This is a genomic window from Tsukamurella sp. TY48, from assembly GCF_019656655.1.
In the GTDB taxonomy this organism is placed as follows: Bacteria; Actinomycetota; Actinomycetes; order Mycobacteriales; family Mycobacteriaceae; genus Tsukamurella; species Tsukamurella strandjordii.
This window is the reverse complement of the sequence record NZ_BPMV01000002.1, coordinates 836,673-849,765: the sequence shown is the minus strand read 5'-3', so window position 1 is coordinate 849,765 and position 13,093 is coordinate 836,673. Positions and strand designations below refer to the sequence as shown.

Here is a 13,093-nt window from a genome sequence, read left to right as displayed (position 1 = left end):
GTCGGGGCTTGCCCGCTGCGCTCGGCGGACGTAGATTTCAACACATGATGAAAAATGGGTGTCTCATCGTGGGCGGCGGCCCCGCCGGAATGGTGCTCGGCCTGCTGCTCGCCCGCGCCGGTGCGCGCGTCACGGTGCTGGAGAAGCACACCGACTTCCTGCGCGACTTCCGCGGTGACACCGTGCACGCCTCGACCCTGCGGCTGCTCGACGAGCTCGGTCTGGGCGCGCGGTTCGCCGCCGTGCCGCACCGTCTGGTCGAGCAGATGACGGTGCAGCTCGACGCCGGCGAAGCGGTGGTCGCCGACTTCCGCCGACTTCCGGGGCAGCACAAGCACATCGCGTTCGTTCCGCAGTGGGACTTGCTGGACCTGCTCGCCGACGCCGCTGCCGCTGAACCGAGCTTCACCCTGGTGCGTGACGCCGAGGTGATCGACCTGATCCGAGAGGGAGAGGCGATCGGCGGCGTGCGATATCGCGATCGGCGGACCGGAGCCGAGCACGAGGTGCGGGCCGCGCTCACCGTCGCCTGCGACGGCCGCGACTCCGCGGTGCGCGCGGCCGCGGGAATCGTCCCGCGCCGGTTCGGGGTACCGATGGACGTTCTCTGGTTCCGGCTGCCCCGCCGCGATGGCGATCCCGACGGGGTGTTCGGCCGCATGAGCGCTGGGCGATTCGCCGTCACGATCGACCGAGGGGAGTACTGGCAGTGTGCCTACGTGATCCCCAAGGGCGGCGATATCGCGCTCCGCGAAGGCGGACTCGACCGCTTCCGGCGCGAGGTGGTCAGGCTCGCGCCGTGGGCCGCCGACCGCGTCGCCACCCTCGGATCGCTCGAGGAGGTGAAGCTGCTCAACGTGGAACTCAATCGCGCGCGCCGCTGGTACGCCGAGGGACTGCTCCTCATCGGCGACGCCGCCCACGCCATGTCGCCCGTCGGTGGCGTGGGAATCAACCTCGCCGTCGCCGATGCGGTCGCGGCCGCCCGAATCCTCGGGCCCGCCCTGGGCGAGGGAGGCCCCGTTCCGGTCGGGCTATTGCGGCGCGTCCAGATCCGGCGGTGGCTCCCCACGGCGCTGGTTCAAGGGGTTCAGCGCGTCGTGCACCGGGCGGTGCTCGCGCCGGCTCTCGCCGCACCCGGCACCGTCGGGACGGGAAACAGGATGCCTCTGCCCATCCGAGTCCTGCGTCGATTCCCCGTGCTCCGGGGCCTGACCGCGCGTGGAGTGGCCATCGGACCACTGCCCGAACACGCACCCGAGTGGGCACGCCGGGCGTCCGCATGAGCGCCGATCAGCGCCGTCACGGCGTTGACTAGAGTCGTGGGGTGACTACTTCGACCATCGCGATCCTGATCGCCGTCGTCGCCGTTGTGCTGGTGCTGATCGCACTGGCGACCGGCTACTACCTCAACAAGCGGCGTCAGGTCTCTCTGAAGGACGACACCACCGAGCCGAAGAGCCTGGACAAGTCCGGCGGCTATCAGGCGGGCGGCGGATTCAACTTCAGCGAGGGCACGCGTGCGAAGGAACCGGTTCCGGCCACGCCGAAGGTGGAGCCGAAGCCGGCCCCCGAGGCGACCGCGGCCCCCGAGGCGACCGCGGCGCCCGTGCCCGTGGACACCGAGCCGGAGGCCCCGGAGCCCGAGGTGACGCTCGCGGACCTCGCGGAGACCGAGGAACAGCGTCGCGCCGAGGAGGAGCAGGCGCAGGCGGAGGCCCGTCGCGCCGTCGCCGAGCACGTCGAGCCCGATATCGCGAACGTGGCACCGCAGGCACCCACCGAGATCGAGGAGCTCGAAGACGAGCGCGCCGCACAGGGTGAAGCGCCGCTCAAGCAGCTCGACGAGATCGCCCCCACCGAAGGGCGACTCGACCGGCTCAAGGGCCGCCTGGCCCGCTCGCAGTCGACCGTCGGCGCATCGCTGCTCGGCCTGCTCGGCGGTGGCGATCTCGACGAGGACTCGTGGGAGGAGATCGAGGACACGCTGCTCATGGCCGACCTCGGCACCCCCACCACGCTGAAGGTGGTCGAGGAGCTGCGCCGCCAGGTGGCCACTAACGGTGTCGCGAACGCCGCCGAGGCCCGCGCACTGCTCCGCAAGGTCCTCATCGACGAGGCCCACCCCGAGTACGACCGCAGCATCAAGGCGCTGCCGCACGCCGGCGCACCGTCGGTGCTGCTGGTGGTGGGCGTGAACGGCACCGGCAAGACCACCACCACCGGCAAGCTGGCGCGCGTGCTCGTGGCCGATGGCCGTCGCGTGCTGCTGGGCGCCGCCGACACCTTCCGCGCCGCCGCCGCCGACCAGCTCCAGACCTGGGCCGAGCGCGTCGGCGCCGAGGTGGTCCGCGGCAAGGAGGGCGCCGACCCCGCCGCGGTGGCCTTCGACGCCGTGGCCCGCGGCACCGCCGAGGGTGTGGACGTGGTGCTCATCGATACTGCGGGCCGGCTGCACACCAAGACCGGCCTCATGGACGAGCTGGACAAGGTCAAGCGGGTCGTCGAGAAGAAGGCCGAGGTCGACGAAGTCCTCCTGGTGCTGGACGCCACCATCGGGCAGAACGGGCTCTCGCAGGCCAAGGTGTTCGCCGAGGTCGTCGACATCACCGGTGTGGTGCTCACCAAGCTCGACGGTACCGCCAAGGGCGGCATCGTCTACGCCGTGCAGCACGAACTCGGCGTGCCGGTGAAGCTCGTCGGCCTGGGCGAGGGCGCCGACGACCTCGCACCCTTCGAGCCCGGCGCCTTCGTGGACGCGCTGCTCGGATAGCGGCGCGGGTAACACCCCCGTAACCGGAGGGCCGAAGTTCGCCCGGACCGGTTACACGAGGGCAACATCAGCGCGACCACGGGGAAACCGCCGGGGCAGAAGCTTTTCTCACCTGCGCCGCAAGGGCGCTCGCGAGGAGGTTTCACCCGTGCTCTTGGCTTCTGTCCCCGACGAACTCTTCGGGAAAGTCGACACCGGCACCACCGCGTGGATGCTGATGTCCGCCGCGCTCGTGCTGCTCATGACGCCCGCGCTGGCGTTCTTCTACGGCGGCCTGTCCCGCCAGAAGTCCGTCCTGAACATGATGATGATGTCCGTCGGCTCGCTCGGCGTGGTCTCCGTCGTCTACGTGCTGTGGGGCTACTCCACGTCGTTCTCCGGCGAGGGCAACTACCTCGGCCTCTTCGACAACCCCTTCAAGTACTTCGGTCTCGACCAGCTGACCCAGACCAAGGAGGTCGCGGGTGAGACGCAGTACGTGCTCAGCGCAGCGGGCAGCGGCCTGCCGGCCATCGTCTTCGCGGGCTTCCAGCTGACCTTCGCCGTGATCACCGTGGCGCTGATCTCCGGTGCGCTCGCCGAGCGCGTGAAGTTCGGCACCTGGCTGCTGTTCACCGCCATCTGGACCACCATCGTGTACCTGCCGCTGGCGCACATGGTGTGGGGCGGCGGCCTGCTCTCCGGCAAGGAGGGCAGCATCGCGGCCGCGATGTTCGGCACCACCGACGGTGCGGCCAACGTCGCACCGATCGACTTCGCCGGTGGCACCGTGGTGCACATCAACGCCGGTATCGCGGGCCTCATCCTCGCCATCATCGTGGGCAAGCGCCTCGGCTTCGGCAAGCACTCCTACCGCCCGCACAACATCCCCTTCGTGATGCTCGGCGCCGCGCTGCTGTGGTTCGGCTGGTTCGGCTTCAACGCCGGTTCCGCGGGTACCGCCAACATGACCGCCGGCCTGGCCTGGGTGAACACGACGGCCGCCACCGCCGCCGCGATGCTCGGCTGGCTCGCGGTGGAGAAGTTCCGCGACGGCCACGCCACCTCGGTGGGCGCCGCGTCGGGCGTGGTCGCAGGCCTCGTCGCCGTGACCCCCGCCTGCGCCAACATCAGCCCGATCGGCGCCATCGGCCTGGGCATCGTCGCCGGTGTGGCGGCCGCGTACGGCGTGGCACTCAAGACCAAGTTCGGCTTCGACGACTCGCTCGACGTGGTGGGCGTGCACCTCGTGGCAGGCCTGATCGGCACCGTCTCGCTGGGCTTCATCGCCAAGGACACCGGCCTGTTCTACGGCGGCGACTACAAGCAGCTGGTGGTCCAGGTGGTGATCGCCGTGGTCGCGATGGCCTTCACCGCGGTGCTCACCGTGGCCATCGCCTTCGCACTCAAGCCCCTGGGCTGGCGGATCGACAAGGAGTCCGAGGCCGACGGCATCGACAACTCCGAGCACGCCGAGACCGCGTACGACCTGGTCTGAGCGCCCGGCACATAAGCTGACTACCACCGACTGAGTAAGGATCATTCATGAAGCTGGTCACCGCGATCGTCAAGCCGTTCACGCTCGAGGATGTGAAGGCCGGACTGGAACAGGCCGGAATCCTCGGCATGACCGTCAGTGAGGTGCAGGGCTACGGCCGCCAGAAGGGGCACACCGAGGTGTACCGCGGCGCCGAGTACTCCGTGGACTTCGTCCCGAAGGTCCGCATCGAGGTCGTCGTCGACGACGCCGTGGTCGACTCCGTCGTTCAGGTGATCGTCGACGGTGCCCGCACCGGCAAGATCGGCGACGGCAAGGTGTGGGTCACGCCCGTCGAGTCCGTGGTGCGCGTGCGCACGGGCGAGCGCGGCGCCGACGCCATCTAGGCCGGAGGAAGACGGGTGGCGGCTCCGCGCGAGACCAACGAGCCGGGACGCTCCGGTGCGGCGACCGAACTGGTCGCCGCCCGGAACCGCCTCCTGGACAGGGCCTCCGGCCCGCACCGGATCGACCCGGCCACCCTGAGAGCCTCCATGGCCGACCTCGCCGAGGTCTGGCTCGCCACCCACGGCACCGCCGCGGGAATCGGCCCCGACAGCGGTCTGGCGCTGGTCGCCGTGGGCGGACTCGGCCGCCGGGAACTGCTGCCGTACAGCGACTTCGACCTCCTGCTCGTCCACGATAACGGCGTCGATCCGGACACCGTCACGGCCGCAGCGGAGAGCATCTGGTACCCGCTGTGGGACGCCCACATCAAACTCGATCACAGCGTGCGCACCGTGCCACAGGCCGTGCAGGTGGCCGCCTCGGACCTCTCCGCCGCCCTCGGCCTGCTCGACGCCCGGCACATCGTGGGCGACGAGGAGATCACCAACCTGCTGGTCAGCGGTGTGCGCCGGCAATGGCGCGCCGACATCCGGTCCAGGCTCGACGAGACCGCCACCCAGGCCCGCGAACGGTGGCGCCGCTCCGGCGAGATCGCCCACCGCGCCGAACCCGACCTCAAGAGCGGCCGCGGCGGCATGCGCGATGTGCAACTGCTGCAGGCGCTCTCGCTGGCCCAGCTCACCGACGGCATCCCGACGCCGTCGGGCTCCGGCCACGGACGGTCGGGCAACGAACTCGCACAGGCCTACGAGCGACTGCTCGACGTGCGCACCGAACTGCACCGGATCTCCGGTCGCGCCCGGGACCAGCTGCGTGCCCAGGACGCCGACGAGATCGCCGCCGCCCTGCGCCTGGGCGACCGCTTCGACCTGGCCCGGATCATCAGCGACAGTGGCCGCACCGTGGCTTTCGCCGTGGACACCGGGCTGCGCACCGCGACCAATGCGCTGCCGCGCCGCGGTGTCTCGCGGTTGCGCCGCGCGCCCGTCCGCCGGCCGCTCGCCGACGGTGTCGTGGCCCATGCCGGTGAGGTGGCGCTCGCCCGCGACGCCCGCCCCGAACGCGACCAGGGGCTCACCGTCCGCGTCGCCGCCGCGGCCGCGGCCGCGGGCCTGCCGATCTCCGCCTCGACCCTGCGCCGGCTCGCCGACGTGGCGCCCGCGCCGCGCAGCCCGTGGCCGGCGGAGACCGTCGCCGACTTCCTCGCCCTGCTCGGTGCGGGCCGCAACGCCGTTCCGGTGATCGAGGCGCTCGACCGCACCGGCCTGTGGGGGCGGCTGCTCCCCGAGTGGGGCGCCGTCCGCGATCTGCCGCCGCGCGACGCGGTGCACACCTGGACCGTGGACCGGCACCTCATGGAGGCCGCCGCCTACGCCGCGAACCTCGCCACCCGCGTGGCGCGACCCGACCTGCTGGTCCTGGGCGCGCTGCTGCACGACCTGGGCAAGGGCCGCGGTGGCGACCACAGCGTGATCGGTGCCGAGATCGCCATCGCCATCGCCGCGCGAATGGGCCTCGACGACGCCGACACCGCGGTGCTCGAGGGCATGGTGCGGCATCACCTGCTGCTCCCGGCCACCGCCACTCGGCGCGATCTCGACGACCCCGCCACGATCGAGTTCGTCGCCGAGCGGATCGGCAACGATCCGGTGCTGCTCGAACTGCTGCACGCGCTCGCCGAGGCCGACTCCCTGGCCACCGGCCCCGGCGTCTGGGGCGACTGGAAGGCCGGGCTCATCGGGGAGCTGGTGCGGCGCACGACCCGCGCGCTCGACGGCGACACCCCGCCGGCGCCCGAGCCCGTGGCTTCCGAGATCGCCGCGCTCGCGGCCGACGGCGGAACCCACGTGCGGATCGAGCCCGCCCCTGCACTGGGGCCGCACACCTTCACCGCCACCGTGATCGGGCCCGACCGACCGGGTGTGCTCGCCCGGATGGCCGCGGTCCTGGCGCTCGCGGGGCTGCGGGTGCAGAGCGCCACCGTGACCGGCATCGGCGACAGCGCCGTCAACACCTTCGTGGTGGTGCCGACCTTCGGTGATCCGCCCGACCCCGCCATCGTCCGGCAGCGACTGCTCGCCGCGCTCGACGGTGCCGATGTGCTATCCGAGCTCCGCGAGCGCGAGCGGTCGGCAACCGCGCCCGTGGACGGTGACGAGGCCGCTCCACCGCTCCGGGTGGCCGCGCCGCCGCACCTGCGCTGGTTCGACGGTGCCCCCGGGACCGCCGTGCTCGAGGTGCGTGCGGGAGACACGCCCGGCCTGCTGGCGCGGATCGCGGCGGCGCTGGAGGACGCCGGGGTGGACATCCGGTGGGCCCGCGCCGCGACCCTCGGTGCCACCGTCAGCGACGTCTTCTGTCTCGATGCGGCCGGGGACGAGACCGCGTTCCGGGCTCGTGCGGAGGCCGCCGTGACCGCTGTTCTGCCCGAGGCCGCGCCGCCCACTCCACCGGAGGACGCGGGACGGCCCTAGCCTCCGATAAGCTGGAGCAATGTTCGAATCCCTCTCCGATCGGCTTGGCGGCGCACTCTCCGGACTGCGCGGCAAGGGCCGGCTCACCGACGCGGACATCGACGCCACCGCGCGGGAGATCCGGCTCGCCCTGCTCGAGGCCGATGTCGCGCTGCCCGTGGTGCGCGCCTTCGTCGCCCGCGTCAAGGAGCGCGCCAAGGGCCACGAGGTCTCGGCCGCGCTCAACCCCGCGCAGCAGATCGTCAAGATCGTCAACGAGGAGCTCGTCGGCATCCTCGGCGGCGAGACCCGCAGGCTGAACCTGGCGAAGACCCCGCCCACGGTGATCATGCTCGCGGGCCTGCAGGGCGCCGGTAAGACCACCCTCGCCGGCAAGCTGGCCCATCACCTCAAGAAGCAGGGCCACACGCCCATGCTCGTGGCCTGCGACCTGCAGCGTCCCGGCGCCGTCGATCAGCTCAAGATCGTCGGTGAGCGCGCCGGAGTGCCCACCTACGCGCCGCACCCCGGCACCTCCGTCGGCGGCGAGGGCACGCTCGGCGTGAGCGCCGCCGACCCCGTCGAGGTGGCCCGCGGCGGCATCGCCGAAGCGAAGGCCAAGCAGCACGACGTGGTGATCGTCGACACCGCCGGCCGCCTCGGCATCGACGAGGAGCTCATGGGCCAGGCCCGGGCGATCCGCGACGCCGTCGACCCCGACGAGGTGCTCTTCGTCCTCGACGCCATGATCGGCCAGGACGCCGTGACCACGGCGCAGGCCTTCGCCGACGGCGTCGACTTCACCGGTGTGGTGCTCACCAAGCTCGACGGTGACGCCCGCGGTGGCGCCGCGCTGTCGGTCCGTGAGATCACCGGTAAGCCGATCATGTTCGCGTCCACCGGCGAGAAGCTGGACGACTTCGACGTCTTCCACCCCGACCGGATGAGCTCGCGGATTCTCGGCATGGGCGATGTGCTCACCCTGATCGAGCAGGCCGAGCAGGTCATGGACCAGCAGAAGGCCGAGGAGGCGGCGGCCAAGATCACCTCGGGTGAGCTGACGCTGGAGGACTTCCTCGACCAGATGCTGATGATCCGCAAGATGGGTCCGATCGGCAACCTGCTGGGCATGCTGCCGGGCGCCGGCCAGATGAAGGACGCGCTGGCCGCGGTCGACGACAGCCAGCTCGACCGCATCCAGGCCATCATCCGCGGTATGACCCCGGCCGAGCGCAACGATCCCAAGATCATCAACGCCTCCCGCCGCCTGCGCATCGCCAAGGGCTCGGGCGTTGCGGTCTCCGACGTCAATCAGCTGGTGGACCGGTTCTTCGAGGCCCGCAAGATGATGTCGCAGATGGCGGGCTTCGGTGGCGGCCCCAAGCGGATCCCCAAGCGCAAGCAGAAGGGCAAGCAGGGCAAGAAGGCCAAGCGGCAGGGCCCCACGCAGCCGAAGATGCGCGGCGGCTTCCCCGGGATGCCGGGAATGCCGGGCATGCCCGCCGGAATGGACCTGTCGAGCATGCCCAAGGGGCTCGACCAGTTGCCTCCGGGCCTGGAGGGCATCGATATGGCCGCGCTGGAGGAGCAACTCCGCAAGAAGCGGTGATCCGCTGAGCTACTGTGCCGAGAATGAGCAGTGTGCACTTCTCGGGCTTCACCCTTCCGGGCGGGGAACGCGACGAGTTCTGGGTGAGCGACGGCGCGATCACCCGTGACCGCGCGCCCGCCGATGCCCGGCTCACCGGCTGGGCGGTCCCGGGCTACGTGGACGCGCACTGCCACGTGGGCATCGTCTCCGAGGGGGAGCCGGACCTGGTGCAGGGCCGCGCCCTCGCGCTCGAGGACGTCCGGGTGGGCGTCACCGTGATCCGTGAGCCGGGATCGGACCTGGACACCTCGCCGCTCGACGGGCGGCCGGGACTGCCGCGGTTCGTCCGGATGGGGCGGCACATCGCCCTGGTGAAGCGGTACACCCGCGGCCTGGGGGAGCAACTCGACGATCCGTCGCAGCTCGTGGACGCGGTGCGGCGGCGGGCCGCTGAAGGGCATCCGTGGATCAAGCTGGTGGGGGATTGGATCGACCGGTCCGTGGGCGACCTCGCGCCGCTGTGGCCCGATGACGTGCTCGCCGAGGCCGTGCGGGTGGCGCACGAGGCGGGAGCGCGGATCACCGCACACGTCTTCGGTGAGGACGCGTTGCCCGGTCTGCTGGCCGCCGGGGTGGACGCGATCGAACACGGTTCCGGGCTCACCGACGACACCATCGCGGTGATGGTGGAGAAGGGGATCGGCTTGGTGCCCACCATGATCCAGATCGAGAACTTCCCCTCCATCGCCGCCCCGGCGCAGGAGAAGTTCCCCACCTACCACCGGCACATGACGGCCCTGCACGACCGTCGCGAGGCCACCTTCCGAGCCGCCTGGGAGGCCGGGATCGCGATGTACGCGGGGACCGACGCCGGCGGCTTCAACGTGCACGGGGCCCTTCCCCGGGAGATCGCGGCGCTCGCCGCGGTGATGCCGCCGGAGGAGGCGATCGCGGCGGCGTCGTGGCGCGCGCGGCAGTGGCTCGGCTTCGCCTCGATCGAGGAAGGTGCCCCCGCCGATCTGGTGATCTACGCGGACGACCCGCGGATCGCGCTGGCCCAGGGCGCCCTACCCGCCCCGGTGGCGGTGCTGGTGCGCGGGCAACTCGCGGAACTCTAGACCTTGACGACATACCCCTAGGGGGTACTGTGGTCGGTGTCATCGGCACCGACCACGAAGGTGGACAGTATGCGTACCTCCCGGATCCTCACCTCCACCGCGCTCGCCGCTGCGGCCGTGCTCGCGATCGCCGGCTGCGGCACCGACAACGGGGGACAGGGTGGCCAGCACGCCGGCCACGGCTCCGCCACGAGCGCTTCGTCGGACCATGCCGGGATGCCCGGCATGGGCGCCGACAGCCTGTCGGCCACGCGCAACGGCTACACGCTGGCCGCCAAGGACCCCGGGCAGTCCGGCGGCATCTCGTTCACCATCACGGGCCCCGATGGGAAACCGGTCACCGACGTCGTCGACGAGCAGACCGAGCCGATGCACCTGTACCTGGTGCGGGACGACCTCACCGGCTTCCAGCACGTGCACCCCACGGCCTCGGGAGACGGGGCGTGGACCGCTCCGGTCGCCGCGCCGCTTCCCGGCTCCTACCGCGTGTACGTGCAGGTGATCCCGCGTGCCGCCGAGAAGGACGGCCCGATCATCCTCTCGAACCCGGTCGCCGTGGCCGGCATCGGCAAGGACGCCAAGGCGCCGCTGCCTCCCGCCGCGGCCTCCGCCACCGCGGGCGAGTTCGGCGTGACCGTCTCGGGCACTCCCGCAGCGGGCACCGAATCCCGGCTCTCGATCGTCATCTCCCGCAACGGTTCCCCGGAGACCGCGCTCCAGCCGTACCTGCAGAGCTTCGCGCACGTCACGGCGATCCACGAGGGCGACCTGGCACTGTCGCACCTGCACCCCGTCGGCGGACCCGCGACCGGCACCGGCGGTCCCACCGTCGAGGTCGACGCCATGTTCGGCGCCTCCGGGAACTACCGGATGTTCGTCCAGTTCCAGGTCGACGGGCAGGTCCGGACGGTGCCGATCACCGTGGCCGTGCCCTAGCGATCACGCGTGCGCGCGCAGCGCCGCGATCACCCACTCGGCGACCGGCACCATCGCGGGGCGCTGCGGCCAGCCGTTCAGCACCGCCAACAGCGACCAGTAGCGCTCCACCCGGGCATCGGTGAAGGTGACCATCTGGTCGGCCATCGCGCGCCGGTCCGTGCCGGCGGGCATCAGCATGTCCAGAAGGGCGCCCGCCGCGGCCGACGCCGGATCGACCCCGGAATCCACCGCCTCGCGCGCCGCCTCCAGGTCCACCATCACCGGGGCCTCGGTGGCCTGCGCGCCGGTCACCGCCATCTCGCGGGTGCGGGCCCGGAACGCGGGATCGGCGACCAGGGCGGCCACCTCGATCCACGCGTCCACCTGGGCGGGCGTGGGATCGTCCGGGAGCGTGGCGGGCAGGGACCGCATTCCGGTGGCGATGTGCGCCCCGGGGGCGTCGGGTGCGATGCCGGCGAAGGTCTCGTCGACGAAGTCATCGATGATCCGCTGCCGCTCGGCTGCGGACAGGGTGGCCATCTCGTGCATGATTCTGAGCTCCTCGGTCGAACTGTTCCTGGTGGCGACCGAACGGAGCACGGCGCGGCGCACGCGGAGCGTGCGGATCTCCGCATCGAGCGCTCGGGCATGGGCCTGCGCCACCTCGGCCAGGCTGGTCTGCCGGTCGAGGAGGGCGCGCACCGTCTTCACGTCGACTCCCAGCGAGCGCAACGTGTGCACCAGCTCGAGCCGCGCGACCGCCTCCGCGTCGTACCGCCGATATCCGGCGGCACTGCGGGTGGTGGGCGGCACCAGCCCCTCGTCGGACCAGAACCGGATCGTCTTGACCGACAGTCCGGTGCGGGTGGCGAGGTCGCCGATGCTGAACAGGGTGTCGTGTTCGGTCACGGGATACAGCCTGCGGTCTCCACTATGGGGAGAGTCAAGACTCTTTTCGTACCGACCGCGGGGCGCGGGGCCGCCCGATCCACCACTGCGCCTTCGGTGCGCGGCTGAGCAGCTCGACGATGCCCAGCGTCACCACGATGGTCACGGCGTACGCGATGATCGTCCCGACCGGGCTCGGAAGGGCGGTCGAGAGCCACGGCGTCCCGTCGGGAGCCTTGGGCAGCAGCAGGACCGACAGCACCATCACGTGGACCAGGAAGACGCCGAACGAGCGCTTCGTGCCGTAGGCGGCGAACCGGGTGATCCGGGGGATCCGGTGCCGGTTGCGGGCCAGCAGCAACCCGGTGGTGTAGACGGCGACCACGAGCGCGACGTAGACCACGAAGTTGATCGGCTGGAACGCGGCCGAGACCACCGACGGGGCGGTCTGCTCGTCGAGCTGCATCCGGTAGTGCACCAGCAGTGCCGCGACGGCCGCGCCGGTTCCGGCGTACACCAGCGGCGCGTTGCCCAGCAGGATCGCTTCGATGCGCTCGCGGTGGAAGGCGGCGAACACGCCCAGCAGGATGAAGAACTGGTACGGGATGAAGGTGGCGTAGATGTGCCAGAAGTTCTCGGACCACCAGCCGGTGGTGGGGTTCCAGTGGGTGACCACCGCGTAGATGGCCACCTGGAGCACCGCGCTCACCACCAGGATGCGGCCGTGTGCGCCGCGCGTGCGCTCGGCGAAGGCGATGATCAGCGGGAACAGCAGATAGATCTGGATGGTGACGAAGATGAAGTACAGCTGGTACCCGTTGATCCCGCCCCACTTCAGGTTGTCCCAGAATTCGCCCAGGCTCGTGGGGATTGTGGAGAACCGGCCGTCGAGCGTCATGTCGTAGACCCAGTACGCGAAGGCCCAGATCACGAAGGGGATCACCACCAGCGGCAGTCGCTTGCGCCAGAACTGCAGGGGGCTCAGGCGCGCGCCGCACTCCACCACGCCGTACGCCAGCACCAGACCCGTGAGCGCGAAGAAGGCGTTGCGGGTGAAGTGCAGGTTCATGGCGATCGCGTTGGTGACGACGCCGTTCACCTCGTCGTTGGTGTTGGTGAGCGCGTGCATGAAGACCACCAGCAGGAAGGTGATGGTGCGCACGAAGTCGAGCTGGTGCAGGTAACCGCCGGACCGCGCCTTCACGGGCTCACCGGACTTCGCAGGCGCCGACCGTGCGACGTCCCGTGCGGGAGTCGCCTTCCGGGCGGTATCCAGGTACGAAGCCATGGAGAAGATTGTGCTGTCCAATCCTGCGGGGTTGCTGGACGCGGCCTGGCAGGGGTCTACACCGGGCAGTGGTGGGAGCTCAGACTGCGACGTACGTTGAGTTTACCCGTCGGTAACCTTGCTCCTGCAATGAACGCGCCGGAAGTGGCACGGATCACGCGAACACCACGAACTGCCGTCGAGCCTAGTCGGCGGTCGCC

At 70.9% G+C, this 13,093-nt stretch carries 10 protein-coding genes; 8 read left to right on the top strand and 2 right to left on the bottom strand.

Features of this window, described 5'->3' with window-relative positions; all coding sequences use genetic code 11:
- Window positions 1-44: 44 nt before the first annotated feature.
- The 8 genes from TTY48_RS19800 (at window position 45) to TTY48_RS19765 (ending at window position 10,735) form a co-directional block, all read left to right on the top strand.
- Window positions 45-1,286 carry an FAD-dependent oxidoreductase gene (locus TTY48_RS19800; RefSeq protein ID WP_220659335.1) on the top strand — a complete coding sequence of 414 codons (1,242 nt, stop codon included), beginning with the start codon at window positions 45-47 and terminating at the stop codon, window positions 1,284-1,286.
- 41 nt (window positions 1,287-1,327) lie between these two features.
- Window positions 1,328-2,773: a signal recognition particle-docking protein FtsY gene (gene ftsY, locus TTY48_RS19795; protein WP_220659334.1), complete on the top strand. Its 1,446-nt coding sequence runs from the start codon at window positions 1,328-1,330 to the stop codon at window positions 2,771-2,773.
- A gap of 211 nt (window positions 2,774-2,984) precedes the next feature.
- The gene (locus tag TTY48_RS19790; protein WP_220659647.1) at window positions 2,985-4,250 is read left to right on the top strand and encodes an ammonium transporter; all 1,266 of its coding nucleotides are present in this window, start codon (window positions 2,985-2,987) and stop codon (window positions 4,248-4,250) included.
- A 47-nt stretch (window positions 4,251-4,297) separates the two neighbouring features.
- Window positions 4,298-4,636, top strand: coding sequence for a P-II family nitrogen regulator (locus tag TTY48_RS19785; RefSeq protein ID WP_220659333.1), 339 nt, complete (start codon window positions 4,298-4,300; stop codon window positions 4,634-4,636).
- Window positions 4,637-4,651: 15 nt separating this feature from the next.
- Window positions 4,652-7,111 carry a [protein-PII] uridylyltransferase gene (locus TTY48_RS19780; RefSeq protein ID WP_220659332.1) on the top strand — a complete coding sequence of 820 codons (2,460 nt, stop codon included), beginning with the start codon at window positions 4,652-4,654 and terminating at the stop codon, window positions 7,109-7,111.
- Window positions 7,112-7,130: 19 nt separating this feature from the next.
- On the top strand, window positions 7,131-8,699 hold the full coding sequence (ffh, locus tag TTY48_RS19775; protein ID WP_220659331.1) for a signal recognition particle protein: 1,569 nt from the start codon (window positions 7,131-7,133) through the stop codon (window positions 8,697-8,699).
- Between the two features lie 23 nt (window positions 8,700-8,722).
- Window positions 8,723-9,799 (top strand): amidohydrolase family protein, encoded by a 1,077-nt coding sequence (locus TTY48_RS19770; protein ID WP_220659330.1) that lies wholly within the window; start codon window positions 8,723-8,725, stop codon window positions 9,797-9,799.
- A 69-nt stretch (window positions 9,800-9,868) separates the two neighbouring features.
- Complete coding sequence (locus TTY48_RS19765; protein WP_220659329.1) at window positions 9,869-10,735, top strand: hypothetical protein; 867 nt, start codon at window positions 9,869-9,871, stop codon at window positions 10,733-10,735.
- A gap of 3 nt (window positions 10,736-10,738) precedes the next feature.
- On the opposite strand, the gene TTY48_RS19760 is transcribed toward TTY48_RS19765, so the two are convergent.
- Window positions 10,739-11,626 carry a MerR family transcriptional regulator gene (locus TTY48_RS19760; protein WP_220659328.1) on the bottom strand — a complete coding sequence of 296 codons (888 nt, stop codon included), beginning with the start codon at window positions 11,624-11,626 and terminating at the stop codon, window positions 10,739-10,741.
- Between the two features lie 34 nt (window positions 11,627-11,660).
- A complete protein-coding gene (locus TTY48_RS19755) occupies window positions 11,661-12,893 on the bottom strand; it encodes an acyltransferase (protein ID WP_220659327.1) in 1,233 nt (410 codons plus the stop codon).
- Between the last annotated feature and the right edge of the window lie 200 nt (window positions 12,894-13,093).